Consider the following 23,898-nt stretch of genomic DNA (forward strand, 5'->3'; position numbering starts at 1 on the left):
TTCGAACAGCTTCCATCGTCAGCATAGGCGCTTGCGCCGCTACAGCGAAGGGACGAGGTGCCGCCGGGCATGCGGTGGCACCGGGAATGGTTCAGGCCCGCGGTTGGGCTTCGCGGGGTTGGCGCCCGGCGTCTCCCTCGTTCTGGTTGGCGGCCGGCTTTTCCTGTGCAACGCCGGCCACGGTGATTTCCGGCAGACTGCCGCCGATGAATTCCACGCTGCGGGTCGGGAAGGCGAACTGCACGCCCATTTCGCGGATGCCCTCGAGCAGTGCCAGGTTGATCTCCTGCTGGGTATCCATGTACCGGTTGTAGTCCGAGACCTGCATGATGTAGACGACCTCGAAGGTCAGCTGGCTGTCGTCGAAGCCGAGGAAATGCGCGCGGTCGAACTTCGCCACCTCGATGCCGTCGATGATGCGCTTCACCAGTGCTGCCACCTCTTTCACCTTTTCGGTAGGGGTGTTGTAGGTGATGCCGAACTTGAAAACGATCCGCCGGGTATTCATGCGCTTGTAGTTGTGCACGATCTGTCTGAGCAGGTCGGCGTTGGCGACGACCACCTGTTCGCCGCTGAGCGCGCGGATGCGCGTGGTCTTCAGGCCGATGTGCTCGATGTTGCCGGCGACTTCACCGAAGACCACGAAGTCGCCGATCTCGAAGGGCTTGTCCACGCCGATGGACAAGGAGGCGAAGATGTCGCTCAGCAGCGTCTGTACGGCCAGGGCAATGGCGATACCGCCGACCCCCAGGCTGGCGACCATGGCGGTGATGTCGACGCCTAGGTTGGCGAGGATCGACAGCAGCATCATGGTCCAGACCACGATGCGGATCATGATGCCGATGATGGTGGTGGTAACCGGATTGCGCGCCTTGCCGTCGCGGGTCAGGCTTTCCATCCACAGGCGCACGCCGGTGTCCATCCACAGGGCGAACTGGAACGCCAGGGCGATGAACCAGCCGTGGGACATGGTCGATTCCCAGCGTGGCGACAATTCGACCGTCTTCAGGGCAATGAGTAGTGAGAAGGCCAGGATCAGCAGGTTGCTGGTGCGCGAAAGCAGTTCGGCGGCGATGCCGAGAAACTTGGTCTTCGCTCCGGTCGCCAGCTTGCTCAGGCGCCGGGTCACGATGCCGAGAATGGTGCGCAGGACCAGAAAGGTGACGATGGTGATGCCCAGCACGATGGCCAGGTTGATCCAGAATGTCTCGTTGAGCAGGGCGTCCCAGTTCATCCATATCCTCCGGCAAGGGTGCGCTTGATGCGGCGAAGACCACGTTTTTCAGTGGTCCTTGCTGCGCATAAGTTCCCTTGTCGTGCCCGGCAGGACGGGTGTGGCAGGCGCTATCGACCGGTGCGCGCTTCAGTTGCGCTGCAGGAGGGCGGCAAGCTGATCGTAGCCGCCGGCGTTGATGACCTGGCTGTAGCCGAGATCTTCCAGCACCTCCTGTGCGGCCGACGAGCGCCGGCCGCTGCGGCAGTAGAGCACCACGGGCGTGTCCTTGTCGGGCGCGATAGTGCCGATGCGCCGGGCAAGATCTGGTGTCTCGATTCGTCTGGCGCCCGGTAGCGCGCCTTCGGCGAATTCTTCGGCGGTCCTGACATCGATCACAACGGCGTCCGGGCGCTGCATGACCTGCAGCGCGGTGGTTTGGTCGATCTCGCCGGCCATGGCGCCGAGGCTCAGGGCAAGTAGTACGAACAGGGCGGGCGTGCGCATCAGGGCTTCCTCATGGGCGCGCCTGAGGCGCGCGCTCAGCTGAATATACGGGTCAGATTGGGCAGGATAAGAATCACTGCCGTGGCGATGACGATCAGGGTCGCCTGCCGGAACTTCTTCTGGTTGAGCATGACATGGCCTTTTATTCTTGTGTGCAGCGAATTGTCGCCTTGCCGGAAGGACCGAGACGGTACGCTGTTTGTGATTTCCACGAGTCGTGCGACGGAAACGAGACGTACCGGACGTTCGCCTGGCTATAAATAAGCAAGCAAGTTCCACACCAGCAAATTGACGGAGCGATGAAGTTGCGCCGGGCTTTTGGTTGTCTTCCTTGAGTGATTCATTCGGAGGGCAAGCCATGAACACGTCAAAGCTATCGCTGATAGTGCTGCTCGCTGCCGTCTCGACGGCTGTCTCTGCCCAGCAGGAGGATATGACCCTGCAGCAGGAGCGCGAGCAGATGGGGGCCGATTTGGAGGAGAATCGCCAGCAGATCGGCCGTGATATCAACCGTATCCGTGAACCTGCAGCTACCGGGAACGATACGCAGGGCCTCAATCGCGGCGGCGTGCAGAGCGATGCCATCAATCCCCGGCCCAATGTGCCTGGCACCGCAAACCCGCCTGCAGGGACCGGTTTACCGAGTGCCCAGGACAATGTTCAGCAACCGAATCGTGGCTTGGGGACGACTCCCGCTCCGGGCACTACGTCGCCGCAAGCGACTCCGGGTGGTGCCAATCGAAACGCGGGCCAGGGTGGCGTCACCCCTCCGGGTGGAATCGGAACAGGTGGCGGTAACGACGCCGGTGGGGCGGACAGCGGAGGCGCTGCCACTGGCGGTGCCACAGGTGGCGCTGCCGGCCAGCGTTAATTGTCTGGCATGGCTGTGCAGCGCTGAGGCTGATCAGTCGTTCAGCCGCTCCAGGCTAGCCGGATCCGGTTCGCTGTTGAAAAAGACCTGTAACGCTTCTGCGAATGGCGCTGGGTCCGTTGCCGCCTGGGCAAATAGCGTCATGCTGGAATGAAATTTCAGGTCATCCGGGCTGCCGAGGATCTGTCGAGCGCTGCGGGTGCCGTGTTCGAGCATCGCCTCGGTGCACGCCCGCAGCCTCGCTCCCAGTAATGGGTGCTGCAGGTACGCGATTGCTTCATCGCGACCCGAGATGGCGTAGCGCTGTGCCATGGCGCTACGGCCCAGGCCCTGAAGTTGCGGAAAGATGAACCACATCCAGTGCGAATGCTTGCGGCCGCTGCGCAGTTCCTTGAGCGCTTGCTCGTAGTGACCCTGCTGGGCATCGACGAAACGCTGCAGATCATAAGGGTCGCCCATGGGCTTCGTCTCGGCGCAGGAGGGAAGGGCGAATCTGCTACAGCTTGGTCACGCCGGCAACCGGCGGCGGATGTATGGCAGGCGAGCGTCGGACCTCAAACGCAAAAACCCCTGACTTCGTGTGAAGTCAGGGGTTTGCTTGAATCGAATATGGCGGTGAGGAAGGGATTCGAACCCTTGATACGATTTCTCGTATACACACTTTCCAGGCGTGCTCCTTCAACCGCTCGGACACCTCACCGGATCGACGGAGGTTCATGTCCGTCGAGGCGCGCTAATGTAATCGAACACACCGCCTTTGGCAAAAACTTTTTTAGCTTATTCATGCGCTTAACAAATCCGGCATCACACAGGTGACGGGCAGCATGTTCCGCTAGACTGCTGTTGCAACCCGGGTCACTGCCTGGGTTATTTTGGAAAGAAGCCGAGCGGAGCGCACCTGTCCCATGCGACGGACAAGCCAATCAGACAACCATACCGATACCTTGTTGGTGCCGACCCGTCGCCGGGTGGCTGTCGCCAGCCTGGAATTGGGTATGTACGTCTGCGAGCTGGACCGACCATGGAACGAAACGAACTTCGCATTCCAGGGCTTTCCGCTGCTGACGCCCGGTGAGATACGTGCGGTTCGCAGCTGCTGTGACTATGTCTATGTCGACGACACGCGGCGAGTCCGCCTGCAACACGGCGCCCCTGTCGCAACCGGGACGCCACGCGTGCGCAAGCCGCAGGAGCGTACCTATCACGCGCTCTCGACCGAAGTGGAAGAGGCTCGCGCCGCCTACCAGGATGGCTCCCAGCTGACCGAGCAGGTGCTAGCCGATGTTCAGCATGGCCGGGTCATCGACACCCGGGCGTGCCACGGCGCGGTCAAGCGCAATCTGGAAAGCATGTTGCGCAACGAGAGCGCGATGCTCTGGCTGATCCGGCTGAAGAACAAGGATCTGTACACCAGCCTGCACTGCCTGTCCGTTTCGATCATGGCGATGGGGTTCGGCAACCATCTCGGCCTGCAGGATGACAAGCTGCAGTTGCTGGGGATGGCTGGTCTGCTGCACGACGTCGGCAAGATGCGCATTGATCCGCAGATTCTCAACAAGCCCGGCAAGCTGACGCCGCAGGAGTTCGAAGTCATCAAGCGGCATCCGGTCTTCGGTCTGGAAGCGCTTCGCGCCCAGCCCGGAGTTCCGGAGGCGGCACTGCATGCGGCGTACGGTCACCATGAACGGCTCGATGGTACCGGCTACCCGTTAGGCTCGGGACCCGGACAGATTTCCTATATGACGCGCATCATCACCATCGTGGATGCGTTCGATGCGATCACCAGCCATCGGGCCTACGATTGCGCGCGACCGGTCCAGGCAGCTTTCGAGATTCTGCGCAGCGGCAGTGGCAGGCAGTTCGACGAGGACCTGGTGCTCGAGTTCATCCGCTGGCTGGGCGCCTTCCCGGTCGGCACACTGGTTGAACTGCATACCGGTGAAGTCGCCGTGGTGGTAGAGAAACACAAGCAGTTCCAGCTCCGGCCGCGCGTCGTGATCCTGCGCGATGCCGCCAAGCAGCGCTGTGCTCCGCGTTATCTGGACCTCGCCCAGGTCACGGTGGACGCAGCGGGCACTCCCTATCGAATTTCCATTGGCTTGCCCGACGGCTCCTTCGGGCTGCATATCGCCGATCCGGAACTGCAATCCATCCTGCATCCACAGACACTCGCATCCTTCGAGCAGGATGCCTGAGCGTCAGCAACCATGACTCTAGCCGGCATTTGAGGTCTCAGGCGTGACTGATCGGTCGGTCATCGTGCTTTACCTGAACCGGAGTGCTGGGTAACGTCTGCGCACTTCAAAAACAAGGAATCTCGTCATGAGTGAGCTGGTCTCTTACCAATTCGAAGACGGCGTCGCCACGCTGACGCTGTGCAATGGCAAGGTCAATGCGCTCTCGCCTGCGGTATTCGAGGCGCTCAACGCCGCACTGGATCGTGCCGAGCAGGACCGCGCCATCGTGATTCTCACCGGCCAGCCGGGCATTCTTTCCGGTGGCTATGACCTCAAGGTCATGACCTCGAGTCCACAGAACGCCATGGCCCTGGTTGCCACCGGCTCGACCTTTGCGCGGCGGATGCTGGCGCACCCGTTCCCGATCATCGTCGCCTGCCCAGGGCATGCGATTGCCAAGGGCGCTTTCCTGCTGCTGTCTTCGGACTACCGCATCGGTGTCGAAGGGCCGTTCCATATCGGCCTCAATGAAGTGCAGATCGGCATGACGATGCACCATGCCGGTATCGAACTGGCGCGCGACCGCCTGCGCAAATCCGCATTCCACCGCTCGGTGATCAACGGCGAGATGTTCGATCCGGTGAGTGCGGTCGACGCTGGTTTCCTTGACAGGGTGGTGCCAGCCGGTGAGCTGTTGGCGGTGGCCAAAGCCACAGCGGAGCAGCTGAAGAAGATCAACATGGTGGCGCACAAGAACACCAAGCTGAAAGTGCGCAAGGCGTTGCTGGAGAGCCTCGATCAGGCGATTGCCCTGGACCAGCAGCACTTCGGCTGATCACCAGGCCGGCTGCACAAGAGAATTTCTGATCGAGTGCGCACGAGGGCCGGCCCTGCGTTTACACTGCGCGAGTGACGCCCCGCCGACGGCGGGGCGTTTTCATTTCTCATTCAGTGTCGCCTCGCAGGAGAGCCCCGATGTCCGCCCCGCACACCCCGGTAGAACGCGCCGATTTCGACCAGGTCATTGTTCCCACCTTCGCCCCAGCAGCCTTCGTACCGGTACGCGGCCTGGGTTCGCGAGTATGGGATCAGAGCGGGCGAGAACTGGTGGACTTCGCTGGCGGCATCGCGGTCAACGCGTTGGGTCATGCGCATCCGGCGATGGTGGCGGCGCTGACAGAGCAGGCCGGCAAGCTCTGGCACATCTCCAACATCTATACCAACGAACCGGCGCTGCGCCTGGCTAAAAAGCTGGTCGCGGCGACCTTCGCCGATCGCGCCTTCTTCTGCAATTCTGGTGCTGAAGCCAACGAGGCGGCGTTCAAGCTGGCCCGCCGTTATGCGCATGACGTCTACGGTCCGCAGAAATTCGAGATCATTTCGGCGCTGAACAGCTTTCACGGCCGGACCCTGTTTACCGTAACGGTGGGCGGGCAGTCGAAGTACTCCGACGGCTTCGGGCCGAAGATCGAAGGCATTACCCACGTACCCTACAACGATCTCGAAGCCCTCAAGGCAGCGATTTCCGACAAGACCTGCGCCGTGGTGCTCGAACCTATCCAGGGCGAGAGCGGCATTCTGCCGGGCGAACAGGCCTACCTGGAAGGTGCGCGGCAGCTGTGCAACGAGCACAACGCATTGTTGATCTTCGATGAAGTGCAGACCGGCATGGGGCGCACCGGTGAGCTGTTTGCCTACATGCATTACGGCATCACGCCGGACATCCTGACCAACGCGAAGAGCCTCGGCGGCGGCTTCCCCATCGGCGCGATGCTGACCACCAACGAGATCGCCGCGCATCTGAGCGTCGGCACCCACGGCACCACCTACGGCGGCAACCCGCTGGCTTGCGCGGTGGCTGAGGCGGTAGTGGATATCGTCAACACCCCGGAAGTGCTCGAGGGCGTCAAGGCGAAGCATGAGCGCTTCAAGGCCCGTCTGACGCAGATCGGCGAGCGCTATGGCGTGTTCAGTCTGGTGCGTGGTCGTGGCCTGCTGATCGGCTGCGTGCTGAGTGATGCCTGGAAGGGCAAGGCCGGTGCCTTCTGCGCCGCCGCCGAAAAGGAAGCGTTGATGGTCCTGCAGGCGGGGCCGGACGTGGTACGCCTGGCGCCGAGCCTGGTGATCGACCAAGCTGACATCGACGAAGGGCTGGATCGTCTCGAGCGCGCCGTCGCTACGCTGACCCAGGCCTGATCATCCCAAGCGCGGCGCTGCTGGCGCCGCGCGTTCTACTAGCGAGAGCAATTCAATGAGCGATAGCCTGCAACTGGTTCTGGAAGATGTCGACGGAACCCAACTGGAAACCTCCTGCACCCGTTTTGCCGTGATCTGGCAGGGTCGCGAGGTATGGATTCAGCAGGTTGGCAATGGTCAGCTGATGATCGGTGTGGACGTCGAGGACGGCGACACCGAGTACGCCAATCTGGTGCTGCGTCCGCTGGCGACCAATCTGGTCAGCCTGCAGCTGGAAATGGAACCGGCCGAAGCCGATGACGACGAACACGTCCACGGGCCTGACTGCAACCACTGACGATTTCCCGGCATGCTCGCCCTTGGCAAGCTGCTGGAACTGACCCTCGCCGGGCGCGAGCCCTGCGAGAAGGTCCAGCTCACCCCGCGCGGGGTGAAGCTGCACTGGCTGGCCGACGGCGCATTGCTGGTGTCGCCGCCACCCGGCCAGGATCATGGCCTCGACCTGCTGCTTTCTGCAGGCATTCATGGCAACGAACTCATCCCCATACATGTTCTGGATCGTCTGGTCCGCGCGCTCGCGCGGGGCGATGTGCAGCCGCGTGGGCGGCTGTTGCTGCTGTTCGCCAATCCGGCAGCGATGCGCCGAATGGTGCGGCAGGTCGAACACGATCTGAACCGCCTGTTTCGCGGCGAGCATGCGGATGTATGGGGTGGTGAAGCCATTCGTGCGGCGGAACTCGAAGCGCTGGTTGGCGGCTTTTTCAGCGGGGGCGGGCGCCAGCGGCGTCACTATGACCTGCACTCGGCGATGCGCCCGTCACGCCTTGCCCAGTTCGCGATCTGCCCCTGGCGAGAATGTGAGCAGGTGTCGGCCGAGTCGTTGGCTCGTCTGAACAGGCTGGCGATCGAGGGTGTGCTGCTGCAGCGCCAGGCCACCTCGACCTTCAGCGCGATGACCGCCACCCGCTACGGCGCCGAGGCGTTCACGCTGGAGCTTGCCGAGGGTTCGGGCGAGAGCCTGCCTCTGGCCGTCACGCAGTTCGAGCAGGGCCTGTACCTCATGATCGAGGGACGCGAGGCGCCGGTGGCTACACTTGCGCTGCCGCAGCTGCTGCAGATTTCTCGCGAAGTCATCAAGCGCAGCCCACGATTTCGTTTGTGTGTGCCCACCGATATCGAAAATTTCTCACCACTTCCGCTCGGCAGCGTGCTGGCCGAGGATGATGGCAGGCGCTGGGTGGTCGACGAGCCGGGCGCCCGCATCCTGTTTCCCATGGCCGATGTTGCCGAAGGCCAGCGTGCGGCGCTGATCGTCGTGCCGCTGGAGCGCCCCGAAGCGGGGCTGTGAGACGCGTGCCGGGAAACGCGCGGTTGCAATTGGCTGCTCGCGCCCTTATCTAGCTTCACTCCTCCTGCGTTGTGTGCACCTTCTTATGAGTACTGCTCTGTCCATCCGGCAGTTAACCAAGACCTACGGCAACGGCTTCCAGGCCCTCAAGGGCATCGATCTGGACGTGGCCGAAGGCGACTTCTTCGCCTTGCTCGGCCCCAATGGCGCCGGCAAGTCCACGACCATCGGCATCCTCTCCACGCTGGTGAACAAGAGCGGCGGCACGGTCAACGTGTTCGGCCATGACCTGGATCGCGACCCGTCCGGGCTCAAGCGCTGCCTGGGCGTGGTGCCGCAGGAATTCAACTTCAACCAGTTCGAGAAGGCCTTCGATATCCTGGTCACCCAGGCCGGTTACTACGGCATTCCGGCGAAGGTCGCCAAGGAGCGCGCCGAGCGCTACCTCAACCAGCTGGGGTTGTGGGACAAGCGTGACGTGTCCTCGCGGATGCTCTCCGGCGGCATGAAGCGTCGCCTGATGATTGCCCGTGCGCTGATCCATCAACCACGCCTGTTGATCCTCGACGAACCAACGGCGGGTGTGGATATCGAGCTGCGCCGTTCGATGTGGTCGTTCCTCACCGAGCTCAACCGTGAAGGCATCACCATCATCCTCACCACCCACTATCTGGAGGAGGCCGAGCAGCTGTGCCGCAACATCGGCATCATCGATCACGGCCAGATCGTCAAGAACACCAGCATGCGCGAACTGCTTACGCAGCTGCACGTGGAAACCTTTCTGCTTGACCTCAAGGAGTCGCAACTGGTGGCGCCGGAGCTGGGCAGCTATCGGGCGCAGTTGATCGATCACCACACCCTCGAAGTGCAGGTGGAGAAGAGTCAGGGCGTGACTGAACTGTTCCGTCTGCTCAGTGCCCAGGGCATCGAGGTGCTGAGCCTGCGCAACAAGACCAACCGACTGGAGGAGCTGTTCGTGTCGCTGGTGGAGAACAACCTGAAGGTGAAGTCATGAGCGGCGAACTGCGTCCCAACCTGGTCGCGCTGCAGACCATCGTCCAGCGCGAGATCCGCCGCTATACGCGCATCTGGCCGCAGACCCTGCTGCCCCCGGCGATCACCATGGTGCTGTACTTCGTCATCTTCGGCAGCCTGATCGGCGCGCGGATCGGCGACATGGACGGCTTCAGCTACATGGACTACATCGTGCCGGGGCTGATCATGATGTCGGTGATCACCAACTCCTACAGCAACGTTGTGTCGAGCTTCTTCAGCACCAAGTTCCAGCGTTCCATCGAGGAACTGCTGGTCTCGCCGGTGTCGCCGCATGTGATCGTCATCGGCTTTGCCCTGGGCGGCATCACCCGCGGGCTGGCGGTCGCGGTGATCGTCACGCTGCTGTCGATGTTCTTCACCGATCTGCAGGTGCACCACCTGGGCGTGACCGTGCTGGTGATCACCCTGACGGCGAGCATCTTCGCCCTGGGCGGCTTCATCAACGCGGTATTTGCGCGCAATTTCGATGATATCTCGATCATCCCGACCTTCGTGCTGACGCCGCTGACCTACCTCGGTGGGGTGTTTTATTCGATCAACCTGCTGTCGCCGTTCTGGCAGACGCTGTCGCTGGCCAACCCGGTGCTGCACATGGTCAATGCGTTTCGCTACGGGATTCTCGGTGTCTCGGATATCCGCATCGGGGTGGCGATCAGCTTCATGCTGGTAGCGGTGGCGGCGCTCTATCTGGTCTCCGTCGGGCTGCTCAAGAGTGGGCGCGGGATGCGCCAGTAGCTGGCACTGGATTCGGCCGCTGCGCCGATGGCGCTGAAAAGAACGTCGCGAAGCGCTAAACTTCGCGGCGTTTTTCGTTCAGGTCCATTCCGATGCAGCATCCCGCCGAACATTCCCCGCTGGGCAAGTCCAGTGACTACGTCGCCACCTACAGTCCGCACCTGCTGTTTCCGATTCCGCGCGCGCCAAAGTGGGCCGAACTCGGACTGACCGCCGAGACGCTGCCCTATCAGGGCGTGGATCTGTGGAATTGCTACGAGCTGTCCTGGCTGTTGCCGTCGGGCAAGCCGGTGGTGGCGATCGGTGAATTCGAGATTCCGGCGGACTCGCCGAGCATCATCGAATCCAAGTCGTTCAAGCTCTATCTGAACTCGCTGAACCAGTCTGTGTTCGAGTCGCGTGAGGCGCTGGTCGAGTTGATGATCGCCGATCTATCCGCGGCGGCCGGCAAAGCCGTAAAGGTGCGCCTGCGTACGCTGGATGAGGTGGCGAGCGAGGGCGTTGCAACGCTGCCGGGTCGCTGTATCGACGATCTGGACGTTGCCATCGAGCACTATGACCATCCGCAGCCGGAGCTGTTGGTCTGTGATGCGGGACGTGTGATCGAGGAGTCGCTGTACAGCCACTTGCTCAAATCGAATTGCCCGGTGACGGGCCAGCCTGACTGGGGCAGCGTGGTCGTGGAGTACCGCGGCGCGGCGTTGCAGGCGGAGAGTCTGCTGGCCTATCTGGTGAGCTTTCGCCAGCACGCCGACTTTCACGAGCAGTGCGTGGAGCGCATCTTCCTCGATCTGCAGCGCCTGCTGCAGCCCGAGAAGCTGACCGTCTATGCCCGTTACGTGCGCCGCGGCGGGCTGGATATCAATCCCTATCGCAGTACCGAGGCGATGGCCGTCGACAATCGCCGGCTGGTACGTCAGTGACGCAACGGGTCGCGCCCGCAGCGCGACCCGCCATCCTGCTTCAGATGCCCATGTTGGCCAGGGTCTGCATGATGTTGCGCAGGGTCATGGCCATATTCGGGTGACTGACTTCAAAACGCTCTACCGCCAGGTTGACGCCATCCACCAGCGAGTCGTTGGATTCGCCGGTGTCTTGAGTCGCCAGTCTGGACTCGATGTCCTGAGCGATGGCGTGCAGCGAAGCCCGTTCCTCGTCAGTCAGCGGTGTGTCCTGGGCCAGTTGATTACGCAGTTCTTCGAGCTGCGACTGCAGATCATGTTCCGGCATTTTGCTTCCCTCTCATGGGTTTACGGGCGACTTGGTATGAACCTCGATGATCAAAGGTTAAACCAGCGGCCGCACCTTGTCTGTGCCTTTGCCAAAGGCGGCGTTGACTGAGCGCGGAGAGATGAAAGCCAAACGTCCGGCTGACTGCCGAAAATCAGGCGTTCGCTCTATACTGCGCGGTCTGCGTCGGTGCGCCGCATGCACCAGTACCTATGGAGAAAAAGCAATGCCCAAGATCGCTACGGCCTGGATCGCCGTGCTCAAGGCCGGTTTCGTCGCCACTATCGCCATGCTTGGCGCGGCGCCTGCACTGGCAGAAGAAGATCCGTGGGAAGGTGTCAACCGTGCGGTGTTCCGTTTCAACGACACTGTCGACACCTACACGCTCAAGCCGTTGGCCAAGGGCTACCAGAAGGTGACCCCTGAGTTCGTCGAAGACGGTATCGGTAACGTGTTCAGCAATCTCGGCGACGTGATCGTGCTGACCAACGATCTGCTGCAGGGCAAGGTTCGCGATGCTGGCATCGACACCAGCCGTATCCTGTTCAACACCACCTTCGGTGTGCTCGGCTTCTTTGATGTCGCCACCCGCATGGGCCTGCACAAGAACGATGAGGATTTTGGCCAGACCCTCGGTGCCTGGGGCCTGGGAAGCGGGCCTTACGTCGTGCTGCCGCTGTTGGGGCCGAGTACTGTGCGTGATGCCTTTGGCCGTGTGCCGGACTCGTTCCTCGAGCCTTATCCGCACATGGGGCACGTCCCGACGCGCAATGTCACGCGTGGCGTCGATCTGGTGGATACCCGCGCCGGGCTGCTGTCCGCTGAGAAGATGATTCGCGGCGATCGCTACATTTTCGTACGCAACGCCTATCTGCAGAACCGCGAGTTCCGCGTCAAGGATGGCGAGGTCGAGGACGACTTCTGACTCATGGCCGCGTGATCGCGGCCATCTGCAGCGCCAGTTCAGGACATGGACAGGATGGCGAGACCCAGGCTCTGCCGGCCATCGTCAAGCTGGGTGATGCGAACGACTTCGGTCTGTGCGTCGAGGCCTTTCAGCTCACTGTGTTCGGAAGGGATCAGTACGCGAACCTTGTCGCCCATGCGCAGGTCCGTACTGGCCAGTACCTGCATGCCGGTGCTGGATAGATCGGTGCAGATGCCGCTGAGTTTTGTATCGCCATGTTCCAGTGCAACGGTGGTTTCGATCTGCATGCGGATAAAATCGCGTTTTTCGCTGTAATCCCGGTCTTTCTGGCTCATGGTCTCAACCTTTTATATATGGTTCGCTGCGTTCTTATAGCTCCCCTCAATTCGACCTGTAAAGGCGCCGGCCGGTCGGCTTGAAACCCCGAACGTATGGGAGTACCGTCTGCGCCTTGAAACGTACCCAACCCGACGTTACGCGGGGCCAATGTTTTCGCCAATCATCCTGGCGATACCGCCTGGTAGGAACATGCTTAAACCAAGCGCGACGCTGCTGATCATAGATGACGACGATGTGGTTCGAGCCAGTCTGGCTGCCTATCTGGATGACAGCGGTTTCCGTGTCCTGCAGGCAGCCAATGGCCCGCAGGGTATGGAGCTGTTCGATTCGGAACAGCCTGATCTGGTGATCTGCGACCTGCGCATGCCACAGATGGATGGCCTGGAACTGATCCGCCAGATCAGCGAGCGTCAGATCGACCTTCCGGTGATCGTGGTTTCCGGTGCCGGCGTGATGAGCGATGCCGTCGAGGCGTTGCGCCTGGGCGCCGCCGATTATCTGATCAAGCCACTCGAAGACCTGGCGATGCTCGAACACTCGGTACGCCGTGCGTTGGACCGTTCCCGTCTGCGCCTGGAGAACCGTCGCTACCGCGAGCAGCTCGAAACGGCCAACCGCGACCTGCAAGCCAGCCTGCATCTGTTGCAGGAAGATCAGGACGCTGGTCGCCAGGTGCAGATGAACATGCTGCCGGTGACCCCCTGGAGCGTCGATGGCTTCGACTTCGCCCACCAGATCATCCCCTCGCTGTACCTGTCCGGTGACTTCGTCGACTATTTTCGCGTGGACGAGCGGCGCATCGGCTTTTACCTCGCCGACGTGTCCGGCCATGGTGCTTCATCGGCATTCGTCACCGTGCTGCTCAAGTTCATGACCACCCGCCTGCTGTACGAATCGCGCCGCGGTGGGATGCTGCGCGAGTTCAAACCGTCGGAAGTGCTCGACCACATCAACCGCGGTCTGATCAATTGCAAGCTGGGCAAGCACGTGACCATGCTTGGCGGGGTGATCGATCAGGAACATGACGTGCTGCATTACAGCATCGGTGGTCATCTGCCGATGCCGGTACTTTATACCGGCGAAGGTGCCCACTATCTGGAAGGGCGTGGTCTGCCGGTCGGGTTGTTCGTCGAGGCCACCTACCAGAATTTCGAGCTGAAGCTGCCGGAGACCTTCAGTCTGACATTGCTCTCCGATGGCATTCTGGACCTTTTGCCCGGTGAGACACTCAAAGAAAAAGAGTCCGCGCTGCCCGGCCTGATAACCCAGGCTGGTGGCACGCTGGATGGATTACGTCGAGTCTTCGGGTTGGCCGAACTGGCTGACATGCCCGACGATATCGCCTTGCTGGTGTTGAGCAGGAACCTTGCATGAGTACTGGAAGAATCCAGTTCGCCGAGATGGATGGCACCTTTGTTCTGAAGTTCATTGGTGAGATTCGTCTGACGCTCTGTTCGGCGCTGGATGCAACGATCGAGAAGATCTTCTCGTCGCTCAATTTTTCGTCCATCGTCATAGATCTGACTGAGAGCCGTAGCATCGACAGCACCACCCTGGGCCTGCTGGCCAAGCTGTCGATCCTGTCGCGGCAGAAGGTCGGCATGTTGCCGACCCTGGTCACTACCCACCCGGATATCACTCGACTCTTGCAGTCGATGGGCTTCGATCAGGTATTCAATATCGTCGACACTCCGCTCCCTTGCCCCGAGTGCCTGGCTGATCTGCCATCGCAGGATCAGTCGGAAGAGGTGGTGAAAGCGAAGGTGTTGGAGGCTCACCGGATTCTGATGAGCCTCAACGAGTCCAATCGCGAGGCCTTCCATGACCTCGTCACCGCTTTGGAGCGGTCCTGATCAGGCCAGTTTGGCCAGCAGCGCTTCTAACTTTTCCTGATCGCGCGCGAACTGACGGATGCCTTCGGCGAGCTTTTCGGTCGCCATTGCATCCTCATTCAGGCCCCAGCGGAAACTCTTCTCATCCAGGCTGATACGCGCTTCTGATTCGCGACCGGGCTGCAGCTGGCGCTCCAGCGTGCCGCTGGCTTCGGCCAGCTCGCCGAGCAGTTCCGGGCTGATGGTCAGCCGGTCGCAACCGGCCAGTGCCTCGATCTGTCCGACATTGCGGAAGCTCGCGCCCATTACCACCGTCTTGTAGCCGTGCGCCTTGTAGTAATCGTAGATGCGGCTGACCGATTGTACGCCCGGATCTTCCGCGCCCTGGTAGTCACGACCCTCATGCTTCTTGTACCAGTCATAGATGCGGCCAACGAACGGGGAGATCAGGAACACGCCGGCCTCGGCGCAGGCCACGGCCTGGGTGAAGGAGAACAGCAGCGTGAGGTTGGTCTGGATGCCGGCCTTTTCCAGTTGCTCGGCGGCGCGGATGCCTTCCCAGGTGGAGGCGATCTTGATCAATACGCGATCGCGGCTGATGCCAGCCTGCTCGTAGAGGCCTATCAGGCGCTCGCCGCGCTGAACCATGGCCTGGGTATCGAAGGAAAGGCGTGCGTCGACCTCGGTGGAGATGCGCCCGGGGATCAGCTCCAGAATCTGCTTGCCAACGGCTACGGCGAAGAGATCGCAGGCCAGGCCGATATCGCCCTGGCACTGCTTCATGGCATTGCCGAGGTGCTCCGCGTAACGCGGCATGGCTGCTGCCTTGAGCAGTAGCGACGGATTGGTGGTTGCGTCCACCGGCTTCAGGCGGGCAATGGCGTCGATGTCACCGGTATCGGCGACCACCGTGGTGAACTGCTTGAGTTGTTCCAGCTTGGAAGTCATGTAAGAGGGGCTCCGTCCTGTGAGTGGCATGACCTTACCCGAGCCAGACGGCCCGCTCAACGAGCGTGTGGACCCGGATGCGCCTGGCTTTGATTCAATTGCGCAGACTGCGTTCCTTGCATGCGGACGGTCAGTGCCCTTCGAGCAGCGTTACCGCCTGATCGAGCAGTGCAAGAGGCTGGCTGGTCTTGTGAATGTCCACCGAAAGCAGCTGGCGAAAGCGTCGTGCGCCGGGGAAGCCCTGTCCCAGGCCAAGTACATGCCGAGTGATGTGGTGCATTGCACCGCCTTGCGCCAGATGCTGCTCGATATACGGCCGCATGTTGCGCAGTGCCTTCGCCCGGCTGATCACCGGCGTATCGCTGCCGAACAGCTCCTGATCTACCCGCGCCAGCAGATAGGGATTGTGGTAGGCCTCTCGGCCGAGCATCACGCCATCGAAGATCTGCAGATGCGCCCGGCATTCTTCCAGCGTCTTGATACCACCGTTGAGGATAATCTCTAGGTCCGGGAAGTCCTGCTTGAGCTGGGCGGCGACGTCGTAGCGCAGCGGTGGCACTTCGCGGTTCTGCTTGGGCGACAGGCCTTCGAGGATAGCGATGCGCGCATGCACGGTGAAGCTGCGGCAGCCGGCTTCGCGCACCTGACCGATGAAGTCGCAGAGCTCGGCATAACTGTCGCGTCCATTGATGCCGATGCGGTGCTTGACCGTTACCTCGACGCCCACCGCATCGCGCATGGCCTTAACGCAATCGGCGACCAGTTGCGGATGGCCCATCAGGCAGGCGCCGATCATGTTGTTCTGCACCCGATCGCTGGGGCAGCCGACGTTGAGATTCACCTCATCGTACCCCGTAGCTTCGGCGAGCCTCGCGCACGCCGCCAGATCGCCGGGCACGCTGCCACCCAGTTGGAGTGCCAGCGGGTGTTCGCTCTCGTCATGCTGCAAAAACCGCTGCGCATCACCATGCAGCAGCGCACCGGTGGTGACCATCTCGGTGTAGAGCAGGGCATGCTTGGAAAGCTGGCGCAGGAAGTACCGGCAATGGCGATCCGTCCAGTCCATCATCGGTGCTACGGAGAAGCGGCGGGTAAGTACAGGGCGCGGCGTGTCGGCTAGGGCGGATTCGTACATAGGGTTCCAGCAGTGTTGCTGCAGCATTTCCTGAGGGAGCGTTCTCACGCCACGCCGAGGGGACGACAAGGCGTTTGGCTGATCACGGCGCATGCCCTGTATGGTGGGTTGCGCCACAGCCCTGTGAAAAACAGTGCGCAAGTTTACACGCAGTAGCTCGTGTGCGCGCGGCTGAGGGGCAGGCAAGCTGGGCGAGGCTGACCGGATGATGAGGCAATCGGTCAGGTCGCTTATGTGTGCAGAGAAATGTCGCCTGGCTGGTTTAGCCAGGCTCATTCGAGACGGAAACTTAACGGCAGCCAAAAGTTGATCGGTTTGCTTTTTTTGGCAGTGTCAGTTGTGACTTGCGAGGCTACGGTTTTTCCGTGTTCCTAAAGTGTTCCAATTATGGAATTAGATGAAAGTCCATATCGGAAATTGATATTGGCTAAACAGGAATGTTAAGTCGCTCACATAATTGCAAGCAGGAGCTGGGCTCTGTCATAGTGCTATTAGTACGCCTCGGTTTATGTAATGTATGAAAACAGTCCTGATCGTTGATGATCATCCATTCATATGTCTGGCAGTGCGCATGCTGCTCGAGCGTGATGGTTATAGCGTAGTGGGAGAGGCCGACAACGGCGTCGATGCCATACAGCAGGCCAAGGCACTTGAGCCTGACCTGGTCATTGTCGATATCGGTATTCCGAAGCTGGACGGCTTGTCGGTGATCATGCGGTTACGGCTGTTGAATGATGCGCTCAAGGTGCTGGTGCTGAGCTCGCAGCCAGCAGGACTGTTCTCTACGCGGTGCCGCCAGGCAGGGGCAGCGGGCTATGTTTGCAAGACCGGAGATCTTGGCGAGCTGAGCAGCGCGATCCAAGCGATAAGATCTGGCTACGATTATTTTCCGAGCCTGACTGCCGGTTCCGTCAGCCATCGCGACGCTTCGGGGTCGGAGATCGAGCGGTTGAACTCACTCTCGGACCGGGAAATCACCGTGCTGCGTCTTTTGGCTCTGGGTCACTCGAACAAGCAGATTGGTGAGGATCTGGCGCTCAGCAACAAGACCATCAGCTGCTACAAGACACGCATCATGGAGAAGCTCAGGGTCCGTACCTTGGTCGATCTGGCGGAAATCGCCAAGCGTAATTCCTTCACCTGACCACGGCATCAACGAGCCGGGGCGAGCGTGCCGCCTGGCATATTGCGGTGCTTCCTCACTTACCGAGTCGAGCTAATGGTTACCAGCCTTTATCCAGCAGATAGGCCGTCTGGTGATGAATCCGCGAACCCGCCGCAACTGGGATTGCTCGTTGTCGATGACTATCCGCCTGGATTGATGCTGCTTCAGCAGCAGTTCAGCTTTCTTGGCTATCGGGTCGTCGCCGCATCTGATGGTGAGGCAGCGCTTGCCCAATGGCTTTCCGGTGATGTTGACGTTGTGATCACCGACTCTCGAATGCCGGTGATGGATGGTTGTGCCTTGACCCTGGCAATCCGCAAAGAGGAACAGGCAGCGTCGGCGCAACCCTGTCTGATCATCGGCTTTACGGCCAATGCCGTTGCGGAGGAGCGTGAGCGATGCCTGTCGGCAGGAATGGATGAGTGCTTTTTCAAGCCAATGGATCTGGTCGATATCGACCGCTATATAAAGGCGCATATGCAAGGCGTGTCGTCAGATGCGCAGAACGCTCCAGGCGGTGAACTGGATTCGCAAGTGCTGCGGGAACGACTGAGGCGTTTGCCCGCGGCGGATCCGAATGCGATGCAGTTGCTGATAAGCACCTTGCATCGGACCACCCAGGCAGATATTCACAAGCTTGAGCAGTTGATAATGGCGCGCGACATCGAGGAACTGGCCAGTTTCGCCCACCGGATCAGGGGGGCGGTCGGTCTGATTGGCGCGCAGGATGTGGTTCGTAGTTGCCAGGCGTTGGAAGCTGTCTGTATCGAACAATCGTCCTTCGGTGGCGTGCGCCGTGAGACGGAGTCGCTGCTGAACGCATTACGAAATCTGGACGCCGCTCTCCAGGAACTGCAGCTCGGCGCTTGTTGACTGCCGTTCGCAGCACTCGAGTCAGGACGCCAGGCGCTCCAGCGCGGGATTGAGCAGGTTGTCTCCAAAAAACTCCAGATGCGCGCGGGGATAGACCGGCAGCGGCCATTCATCGACCTTCTTTGCCAGCTTTTGATAAGCCATGGCGCATTTCGACTTCCGATAGGCTTCGAATACCGCACGGCGCTTCTGCGCTGCCGCGCGGACGCTTTCATCGAATGGCACGTCGCCGAGGTAGTCCAGTACGACGCTCAGGAAGCGATCGGTGATCTGGACCAGCCTGGAGAACAGCGCGCGACCTTCATGGGGCGTGCGGGTCATGTTCGCCAGCACATGGAAGTGATTGATCCCGTAATTGCGGTTGAGCAATTTGATGAGGTTGTAGGCGCCATTCAACGATGCCGGCTCGTCGGTGATGACCACCAGTACCTGCCGCGAGGCACGAATGAAATTCATCGTCGAATCGGAAATCCCTGACGCCGTGTCGATAATCAGAGCGTCGGGCGTGTCGCGGATATCGCTGACAGCATGAATCAGGCCTGCTTGCTGGGTGGCGGTCAAATGCGCCATCGACAGATCGCCGCATGTCCCTGGCAGAAGCCGGACATTTCCCTTGAAGGTCAGCATCGCCTGTTCCGCTGAGCAGGTGCCGCGTAGCACGTCGGCGACGGTCTGTTTGCTGGTTAGCCCAAGCAGGACATGGGCATTAGCCAGCGCCAGGTCCGCGTCGAGAATCATGACCCGGCGCCCCAGGGAAGCCAGGCCCAGCGCAAGATTCACGGTAACGTTCGTCTTGCCGCAGCCCCCTCTACCTCCAGTAACAGCGATAACCTGGACAGGGTTCACTGTGTTTCTCCTTTGCTCGGGAATGATTCACCCGGTTTCCGTGAGCGGATTGCTTGGCGACACCGGGCCAGGGGCAGATTCATTGCTGCTCGGTCAGGTTCCTGCCTGTCTGTCGAAATGATCCCAGAGTTTTTTTCCGGCTTAACGGCGAAACGTCGGATGCCGCTGTAGGAAATTTCTTATTAGCTGGCGCCGCCTTGAATTAACGTGCACGTCTCCGCAGAATTTCCTCAGCAAATGTGCGTGTGCTGCGCTCTTCGGGCACATATCTCTGGTGGCGCAGGTTTTCGCGCCCCTGCAAACCGAATGGTCACGCACTTAGGTCAGCCAGCCATACGGCTGTTCGGGCTGACCTTCTTCTTTGCAACCTGGGCTTTTTCATTCGCCGTTTGGCTACCTGTGTCAGGCCCATGCTCAATCATTCGAACTGCCCGCAACTCTTGCGCATCTCTAAGTAATCTGGGAATTACCTTCATGCGGTCGAAAACTTTTCTCGGGCTGCGTAAATGGATCTGGCGCGCGTTCGTCCAGAGTGCGCTGATTCCACTGGTTCTGGTGGAGATGGTGCTTATCGCGGTGTATCTGCTGAGTAACAACGCGATTCGCGATGCTCAGATCGAGTACCTGAGGCAAAGCGCCGTCGAGGACCTCGAAGCCTCGGCGAATCAGGAGGCCCGCGTGGTGGTCGAGCAGCTTGTGCAGGTTCGCGCGCAGGCCGAGACCTATCGCAATCTCACCACTCGGGCGCTGCTCGACGAGAGCACGCCAGCGCTGCCAAAGCTCGCGCTCAGCGACAACGGTGTGCGCTATACGCCAGCAGATGACGGGGGCGCCGCGGTTTTCTACGCGAACTCCACGGCGGCCGAGCAGCAGGACCTACAGAAGGTCGCGAAGCTGTCGGTTCTGGAGCCGCTGATGAAAGAGATCGAGCGCAACAACCTGCTCGTGGACAGCGTTTACTTCAACAGCTGGGACAGTCTCAACCACATCTATCCCTGGTTTCTGACGCCGGATCAGTATCCGCATGACATGGTGATCCCCAACTACAACTTCTACTACCTGGCCGATGCCACGCATAACCCCGAGCGCAAAGTGGTGTGGACCGATGTTTATGTCGATCCGGCCGGGCACGGCTGGATGATGTCGGCGATCGCACCGGTATACCGTGGCGACTTCCTCGAAGGTGTGGTCGGGGTCGATATCACGGTTGGCGGCATTCTTGAGCAGATTGGCCAGTTGCAGGTGCCATGGAATGGCTATGCGATGCTGGTCGGGGCTGACCTGAACATTCTTGCGCTGCCCGAGCCCGGTGAAGCCGATTTCGGCCTGGACGAGCTGACCGAGCACTCCTACGACGATGCCGTGCGCCGCGAAATCTTCAAGCCGGAGGACTTCAGGCTGGACAGGAACCCGCAGACGTTGGCGCTGGCGAAGGCCATCGATGCAAGGTCCAGCGGTGTCGAATCAGTCGTGCTCAATGGGCGTACCCACCTTGTGGCGTGGTCGGTCATCGAGCCTACCGGCTGGCGCCTGCTGACGGTCGTCGATGAGGCGGACGTGTTCAGCCGGACCAACGCGCTGGCCAGTCGCTACCAGCAGATCGGCTATCTGTTGATTGGTGGTCTGGTGCTGTTCTATCTCGCCTTCTTCGCTTACATGTGGACGCGCGCACGCAGGCTCAGCCAGCAGCTCCTGGCCCCGATTGCCGGTATTTCGCAGATGATGGATCAGATCGGGCAGGGCAACTGGCTGCCTGCCCGGGTGACCTCCGACATACGCGAACTCGACCAGATGGCCGGGCACGCCTCGCTGGTCGGCATGCAGCTGGAAAACAGCGAAGCGCAGCGCCTGCGTACCCATGAGCGCCTTGAATTGGTCCTGGAGAGTGCTACCGAAAGCCTCTGGGAAATCAATTACCGAACCGGGATGACCCGACTTCGCGGGCGTTTCTGTCAGCGCTTCGGCCTTTCCAGCGAAGTCATCGCGCTTGAAGACTTTTTCCTTCGGGTGCATCCGGATGATGTCGAGCGGGTTCGCCAGGCTCACGTGGATATGGCCAATGGCACGGATGACAGCTATTCGGGCGAATTCCGTTTCGCCGGCCGTGACGGCGAATATCACTGGCTGCTGAGCCGCGGCAGGGTGCTGGAGCGAGACCCGGTCACCCGGAAGGCCGCGCTGGTCGCCGGAACCCATGTGGACATCGATGGGCTCAAGCGTATCGAGGCGGAATTGCGGCAGGCGATCCTGGATGCTCAGGTGGCCAACCAGGCGAAGTCTCGCTTCATCTCCAGCATGAGCCACGAAATGCGTACACCTCTGAATGCGATCCAGGGGTTCGCCCAGCTCATGCGCATGAAGCAGGACGTGCGGCCCGATGGCAACGCCGACTTCCTCGATGAGATTCTCAGGGCCAGCCGTCATCTCAATCAGCTGGTTGGCGACATCCTCGACTGGTCAGGCACCCAGCTGCAGTCAACCTCGGTAGAGCTGCAGATGGTCAACGTCAGCAAGCTGATGCAGGAGAGTGCCGAGCTGGTACGTGCGGAGGTGGCCGAGCGCGGGCTGCAACTGAACGTCGATCTTCCCGAAAGCACACTGCAGGTTCGCGCCGACCCGCGGCGGCTGCGCCAGGTCCTGCTCAACCTGCTTTCCAATGCGATCAAGTACAACAAGCCGGCCGGCCAGGTGACGCTCAGCTATCAGGTGGCGACCGGTTATATCCGGCTGCTGGTGGAGGACACCGGGTTGGGTATCGCAAGCGACCAGCAGAACCGGGTATTCGAGCCGTTCCAGCGCCTCGGACGCGAGAACACCATGATCCAGGGAACCGGTATCGGCCTGGCGCTCTGCCAGGAGCTGGCAACGCTCATGCGGGGTCGCATGGGTTTGCACAGCGAACCGGGCATTGGCAGCAGCTTCTGGATCGAGCTGCCGCTGCTGGGGAACGAAGCGTCACTGGAACCCGTGGTGCGCCAGGAATTACCCCGTGTCTTTTACGTGGAGGACAACCCTGCCAGCCAGTTTCTGGTGCGCACTGCGCTTGCGGACATTGCGAGCGTCGAGGTGGCGAGCAATGGCGTCAGCGCGCTGCAGCAGATACTTGCAGCGCCGCCTGATCTGGTGTTGCTCGACCTCAAATTGCCGGAGATGAATGGCGAGGAGCTGTTGAGTCGCTTGCGCCGCGATGTGCGCTGCCAGGGCGTGCCCGTCGTGGTGCTGAGTGCCGTCACTGGCGCCGAAGCCTTGCGAGCGGCAAGCCTGGACTGCCAGGGGCTGTTGCGCAAACCGCTGGATATGCAGGAGTTGCGCGGGTTGATCGAGGCGCTGTTGGCGGAGGTGGCGCAAGGTGTTGTCTGATGAAATTCGCCACTCCACCGTAGTCGTCATCGACGACATCACTGCCAGCCTGCGTCTGCTTGAGTCCAGCGTTCGGGCAATCGGCGTGCAACGGATAATGGCTTTCAACGACTCTGCTGCGGGGCTTGCGTGGCTGCAGCAGAACGATTGGGACCTGCTGTTGCTCGATGTGGACATGCCGACTCCCAACGGCTTCGACATTCTCCGCAGCCTTTCCGACCGCGAACACAACCGCATGGTAGTCATGGTCAGCGCGCTCAGTGACAGGGAAAGTCGTTGCACAAGTCTCAAGCTGGGCGCCAATGATTTCATCAGCAAGCCGCTGGACCTGCCGGAGCTGCTGCTGCGAGTACGCAACCAGTTGCAGCTGAGCTGGGCCAGCAAGCAGCTGAAGACCGAACGGGAAACACTGGAACGCAAGGTCCTAGAGCGTACCGAGCAGCTGAACGCGAGCTACCAGTCGGTCATCTGCAGTCTGTCGCGCGCCGCGCAATACAAGGATGACGAGACAGGTCAGCACATTATCCGTATCGGTGAGTCGGCAGCGTTGATCGCGGCGGCGCTCGGCCAGCCTGCCGAGTGGGTGGAGCGCATACGCCTGGCTGCTCCGATGCATGATGTTGGCAAGATCGGCATCCCTGACCACATTCTGCTCAAGCCCGGCACGCTCACCGACCTCGAGCGCAAGATCATGCAGCGGCACACCCAGATCGGCCACGCGATCTTGCGTGACGGGGAAGAGTCTCCGTTGCTGGAAATGGCGGCCGAGATTGCCCTGTACCACCATGAGCGCTGGGACGGCACCGGCTATCCCCAGGGCCTCAAGGGTGAGCAGATCCCGCTCTCGGCGCGGGTGGTAGCGCTATGCGACGTATACGACGCGCTGCGCTCCCCGCGGCCGTACAAGGAACCCTGGTCGAAGGAGAGGGCGCAGGCCTATATCCGTGAGCAGGCGGGGTTGTACTTCGACCCGGCGCTGGTCGATGTATTGAGCGGTATGTTTCAGCAGATCGAGGACATGCAGGGCAGCCTGGCGGACCCGCTGGCTCAGGCGGCATCGGTGGGTGCCGAGCAGGACTACTCAGGATCAGTCGTCGGTGCGTTAGCTCCGCGTCAGCGTGCTCGATCCTGACCGCTTC

General features: G+C 60.8%; 24 protein-coding genes and 1 tRNA gene. 16 read left to right on the forward strand and 9 right to left on the reverse strand.

Annotated elements, in window-relative coordinates; translation table 11 throughout:
* Positions 1-91: 91 nt before the first annotated feature.
* Complete coding sequence (locus tag BHD08_RS15140) at positions 92-1,234, reverse strand: mechanosensitive ion channel family protein (protein ID WP_122099699.1); 1,143 nt, start codon at positions 1,232-1,234, stop codon at positions 92-94.
* Between the two features lie 129 nt (positions 1,235-1,363).
* The gene (locus BHD08_RS15145; protein ID WP_122099698.1) at positions 1,364-1,720 is read right to left on the reverse strand and encodes a rhodanese-like domain-containing protein; all 357 of its coding nucleotides are present in this window, start codon (positions 1,718-1,720) and stop codon (positions 1,364-1,366) included.
* A gap of 358 nt (positions 1,721-2,078) precedes the next feature.
* Between BHD08_RS15145 and BHD08_RS15150 the strand changes: the two genes are divergently transcribed.
* Complete coding sequence (locus BHD08_RS15150; protein WP_122099697.1) at positions 2,079-2,591, forward strand: hypothetical protein; 513 nt, start codon at positions 2,079-2,081, stop codon at positions 2,589-2,591.
* A 33-nt stretch (positions 2,592-2,624) separates the two neighbouring features.
* Here BHD08_RS15150 and BHD08_RS15155 read toward each other — a convergent pair whose 3' ends face one another.
* Together BHD08_RS15155 and BHD08_RS15160 are read right to left on the reverse strand one after the other, a co-directional pair.
* Positions 2,625-3,050, reverse strand: coding sequence for a DUF1810 domain-containing protein (locus BHD08_RS15155; protein WP_122099696.1), 426 nt, complete (start codon positions 3,048-3,050; stop codon positions 2,625-2,627).
* A gap of 151 nt (positions 3,051-3,201) precedes the next feature.
* Positions 3,202-3,291 (reverse strand) — tRNA-Ser (locus tag BHD08_RS15160).
* A gap of 205 nt (positions 3,292-3,496) precedes the next feature.
* On the opposite strand from BHD08_RS15160, the gene BHD08_RS15165 reads away from it, so the two are divergent.
* From BHD08_RS15165 to queF, 8 genes are all read left to right on the forward strand, one after another.
* A complete protein-coding gene (locus BHD08_RS15165; protein WP_125023270.1) occupies positions 3,497-4,786 on the forward strand; it encodes an HD-GYP domain-containing protein in 1,290 nt (429 codons plus the stop codon).
* Between the two features lie 127 nt (positions 4,787-4,913).
* Positions 4,914-5,603 carry a crotonase/enoyl-CoA hydratase family protein gene (locus tag BHD08_RS15170; protein WP_106155290.1) on the forward strand — a complete coding sequence of 230 codons (690 nt, stop codon included), beginning with the start codon at positions 4,914-4,916 and terminating at the stop codon, positions 5,601-5,603.
* Positions 5,604-5,743: 140 nt separating this feature from the next.
* Complete coding sequence (locus BHD08_RS15175; protein WP_125023272.1) at positions 5,744-6,964, forward strand: aspartate aminotransferase family protein; 1,221 nt, start codon at positions 5,744-5,746, stop codon at positions 6,962-6,964.
* Positions 6,965-7,019: 55 nt separating this feature from the next.
* A complete protein-coding gene (locus tag BHD08_RS15180; RefSeq protein WP_015277480.1) occupies positions 7,020-7,301 on the forward strand; it encodes a hypothetical protein in 282 nt (93 codons plus the stop codon).
* A gap of 12 nt (positions 7,302-7,313) precedes the next feature.
* Positions 7,314-8,312, forward strand: a complete 999-nt coding sequence (locus BHD08_RS15185) for a succinylglutamate desuccinylase (RefSeq protein WP_125023274.1) — start codon at positions 7,314-7,316, stop codon at positions 8,310-8,312.
* 85 nt (positions 8,313-8,397) lie between these two features.
* On the forward strand, positions 8,398-9,327 hold the full coding sequence (locus BHD08_RS15190) for an ABC transporter ATP-binding protein (RefSeq protein ID WP_106155287.1): 930 nt from the start codon (positions 8,398-8,400) through the stop codon (positions 9,325-9,327).
* Complete coding sequence (locus BHD08_RS15195; RefSeq protein ID WP_014820047.1) at positions 9,324-10,103, forward strand: ABC transporter permease; 780 nt, start codon at positions 9,324-9,326, stop codon at positions 10,101-10,103. Before BHD08_RS15190 ends, BHD08_RS15195 begins: the two co-directional genes overlap by 4 nt.
* A gap of 92 nt (positions 10,104-10,195) precedes the next feature.
* The gene (gene queF / locus BHD08_RS15200) at positions 10,196-11,026 is read left to right on the forward strand and encodes an NADPH-dependent 7-cyano-7-deazaguanine reductase QueF (protein WP_125023276.1); all 831 of its coding nucleotides are present in this window, start codon (positions 10,196-10,198) and stop codon (positions 11,024-11,026) included.
* Positions 11,027-11,066: 40 nt separating this feature from the next.
* Here queF and BHD08_RS15205 read toward each other — a convergent pair whose 3' ends face one another.
* On the reverse strand, positions 11,067-11,333 hold the full coding sequence (locus tag BHD08_RS15205; protein WP_106155285.1) for a DUF4404 family protein: 267 nt from the start codon (positions 11,331-11,333) through the stop codon (positions 11,067-11,069).
* A 226-nt stretch (positions 11,334-11,559) separates the two neighbouring features.
* Between BHD08_RS15205 and BHD08_RS15210 the strand changes: the two genes are divergently transcribed.
* Positions 11,560-12,258 carry a VacJ family lipoprotein gene (locus BHD08_RS15210; protein ID WP_106155284.1) on the forward strand — a complete coding sequence of 233 codons (699 nt, stop codon included), beginning with the start codon at positions 11,560-11,562 and terminating at the stop codon, positions 12,256-12,258.
* A gap of 38 nt (positions 12,259-12,296) precedes the next feature.
* Here the strand turns inward: BHD08_RS15210 and BHD08_RS15215 are convergent, their stop codons facing one another.
* Positions 12,297-12,596 carry a PilZ domain-containing protein gene (locus BHD08_RS15215; RefSeq protein WP_106155283.1) on the reverse strand — a complete coding sequence of 100 codons (300 nt, stop codon included), beginning with the start codon at positions 12,594-12,596 and terminating at the stop codon, positions 12,297-12,299.
* A 193-nt stretch (positions 12,597-12,789) separates the two neighbouring features.
* On the opposite strand from BHD08_RS15215, the gene rssB reads away from it, so the two are divergent.
* On the forward strand, positions 12,790-13,974 hold the full coding sequence (gene rssB / locus BHD08_RS15220) for a two-component system response regulator RssB (protein ID WP_106155282.1): 1,185 nt from the start codon (positions 12,790-12,792) through the stop codon (positions 13,972-13,974).
* Positions 13,971-14,453 carry an anti-sigma factor antagonist RssC gene (gene rssC, locus BHD08_RS15225; RefSeq protein WP_015277472.1) on the forward strand — a complete coding sequence of 161 codons (483 nt, stop codon included), beginning with the start codon at positions 13,971-13,973 and terminating at the stop codon, positions 14,451-14,453. Before rssB ends, rssC begins: the two co-directional genes overlap by 4 nt.
* On the opposite strand, the gene tal is transcribed toward rssC, so the two are convergent.
* Positions 14,454-15,380 carry a transaldolase gene (gene tal, locus BHD08_RS15230; RefSeq protein WP_125023278.1) on the reverse strand — a complete coding sequence of 309 codons (927 nt, stop codon included), beginning with the start codon at positions 15,378-15,380 and terminating at the stop codon, positions 14,454-14,456.
* A 130-nt stretch (positions 15,381-15,510) separates the two neighbouring features.
* The gene (gene dusA / locus BHD08_RS15235) at positions 15,511-16,515 is read right to left on the reverse strand and encodes a tRNA dihydrouridine(20/20a) synthase DusA (protein WP_122099691.1); all 1,005 of its coding nucleotides are present in this window, start codon (positions 16,513-16,515) and stop codon (positions 15,511-15,513) included.
* A gap of 517 nt (positions 16,516-17,032) precedes the next feature.
* On the opposite strand from dusA, the gene BHD08_RS15240 reads away from it, so the two are divergent.
* On the forward strand, positions 17,033-17,659 hold the full coding sequence (locus BHD08_RS15240; RefSeq protein WP_106155279.1) for a response regulator transcription factor: 627 nt from the start codon (positions 17,033-17,035) through the stop codon (positions 17,657-17,659).
* Positions 17,660-17,734: 75 nt separating this feature from the next.
* Positions 17,735-18,553: a response regulator gene (locus BHD08_RS15245; RefSeq protein WP_125023280.1), complete on the forward strand. Its 819-nt coding sequence runs from the start codon at positions 17,735-17,737 to the stop codon at positions 18,551-18,553.
* Positions 18,554-18,574: 21 nt separating this feature from the next.
* On the opposite strand, the gene BHD08_RS15250 is transcribed toward BHD08_RS15245, so the two are convergent.
* Positions 18,575-19,399: a MinD/ParA family protein gene (locus tag BHD08_RS15250; protein ID WP_125023282.1), complete on the reverse strand. Its 825-nt coding sequence runs from the start codon at positions 19,397-19,399 to the stop codon at positions 18,575-18,577.
* Between the two features lie 474 nt (positions 19,400-19,873).
* On the opposite strand from BHD08_RS15250, the gene BHD08_RS15255 reads away from it, so the two are divergent.
* Positions 19,874-22,759 carry an ATP-binding protein gene (locus tag BHD08_RS15255; RefSeq protein ID WP_125023284.1) on the forward strand — a complete coding sequence of 962 codons (2,886 nt, stop codon included), beginning with the start codon at positions 19,874-19,876 and terminating at the stop codon, positions 22,757-22,759.
* Positions 22,749-23,891 (forward strand): HD domain-containing phosphohydrolase, encoded by a 1,143-nt coding sequence (locus BHD08_RS15260; protein ID WP_125023286.1) that lies wholly within the window; start codon positions 22,749-22,751, stop codon positions 23,889-23,891. The genes BHD08_RS15255 and BHD08_RS15260 overlap by 11 nt, the downstream gene beginning before the upstream one ends.
* Positions 23,892-23,898 lie beyond the last annotated feature (7 nt).

It is taken from the genome of Pseudomonas sp. SCT, from assembly GCF_003864275.1.
Classification (GTDB): domain Bacteria; phylum Pseudomonadota; class Gammaproteobacteria; order Pseudomonadales; family Pseudomonadaceae; genus Stutzerimonas; species Stutzerimonas stutzeri_AE.

Excerpts from the sequence above, each read along its gene's own strand:
- BHD08_RS15175 (WP_125023272.1), top strand. The coding sequence starts at position 5,744 with ATGTCCGCCCCGCACACCCCGGTAGAACGCGCCGATTTCGACCAGGTC.
- BHD08_RS15190 (WP_106155287.1), top strand. The coding sequence starts at position 8,398 with ATGAGTACTGCTCTGTCCATCCGGCAGTTAACCAAGACCTACGGCAAC.
- BHD08_RS15145 (WP_122099698.1), bottom strand. The coding sequence starts at position 1,720 with ATGCGCACGCCCGCCCTGTTCGTACTACTTGCCCTGAGCCTCGGCGCC.
- BHD08_RS15155 (WP_122099696.1), bottom strand. The coding sequence starts at position 3,050 with ATGGGCGACCCTTATGATCTGCAGCGTTTCGTCGATGCCCAGCAGGGT.
- rssC (WP_015277472.1), top strand. The coding sequence starts at position 13,971 with ATGAGTACTGGAAGAATCCAGTTCGCCGAGATGGATGGCACCTTTGTT.
- tal (WP_125023278.1), bottom strand. The coding sequence starts at position 15,380 with ATGACTTCCAAGCTGGAACAACTCAAGCAGTTCACCACGGTGGTCGCC.
- queF (WP_125023276.1), top strand. The coding sequence starts at position 10,196 with ATGCAGCATCCCGCCGAACATTCCCCGCTGGGCAAGTCCAGTGACTAC.
- BHD08_RS15140 (WP_122099699.1), bottom strand. The coding sequence starts at position 1,234 with ATGAACTGGGACGCCCTGCTCAACGAGACATTCTGGATCAACCTGGCC.
- BHD08_RS15195 (WP_014820047.1), top strand. The coding sequence starts at position 9,324 with ATGAGCGGCGAACTGCGTCCCAACCTGGTCGCGCTGCAGACCATCGTC.
- BHD08_RS15210 (WP_106155284.1), top strand. The coding sequence starts at position 11,560 with ATGCCCAAGATCGCTACGGCCTGGATCGCCGTGCTCAAGGCCGGTTTC.
- BHD08_RS15150 (WP_122099697.1), top strand. The coding sequence starts at position 2,079 with ATGAACACGTCAAAGCTATCGCTGATAGTGCTGCTCGCTGCCGTCTCG.
- BHD08_RS15180 (WP_015277480.1), top strand. The coding sequence starts at position 7,020 with ATGAGCGATAGCCTGCAACTGGTTCTGGAAGATGTCGACGGAACCCAA.
- BHD08_RS15245 (WP_125023280.1), top strand. The coding sequence starts at position 17,735 with ATGGTTACCAGCCTTTATCCAGCAGATAGGCCGTCTGGTGATGAATCC.
- BHD08_RS15255 (WP_125023284.1), top strand. The coding sequence starts at position 19,874 with ATGCGGTCGAAAACTTTTCTCGGGCTGCGTAAATGGATCTGGCGCGCG.
- BHD08_RS15215 (WP_106155283.1), bottom strand. The coding sequence starts at position 12,596 with ATGAGCCAGAAAGACCGGGATTACAGCGAAAAACGCGATTTTATCCGC.
- BHD08_RS15165 (WP_125023270.1), top strand. The coding sequence starts at position 3,497 with ATGCGACGGACAAGCCAATCAGACAACCATACCGATACCTTGTTGGTG.
- rssB (WP_106155282.1), top strand. The coding sequence starts at position 12,790 with ATGCTTAAACCAAGCGCGACGCTGCTGATCATAGATGACGACGATGTG.
- BHD08_RS15205 (WP_106155285.1), bottom strand. The coding sequence starts at position 11,333 with ATGCCGGAACATGATCTGCAGTCGCAGCTCGAAGAACTGCGTAATCAA.
- BHD08_RS15170 (WP_106155290.1), top strand. The coding sequence starts at position 4,914 with ATGAGTGAGCTGGTCTCTTACCAATTCGAAGACGGCGTCGCCACGCTG.
- dusA (WP_122099691.1), bottom strand. The coding sequence starts at position 16,515 with ATGTACGAATCCGCCCTAGCCGACACGCCGCGCCCTGTACTTACCCGC.
- BHD08_RS15240 (WP_106155279.1), top strand. The coding sequence starts at position 17,033 with ATGAAAACAGTCCTGATCGTTGATGATCATCCATTCATATGTCTGGCA.
- BHD08_RS15185 (WP_125023274.1), top strand. The coding sequence starts at position 7,314 with ATGCTCGCCCTTGGCAAGCTGCTGGAACTGACCCTCGCCGGGCGCGAG.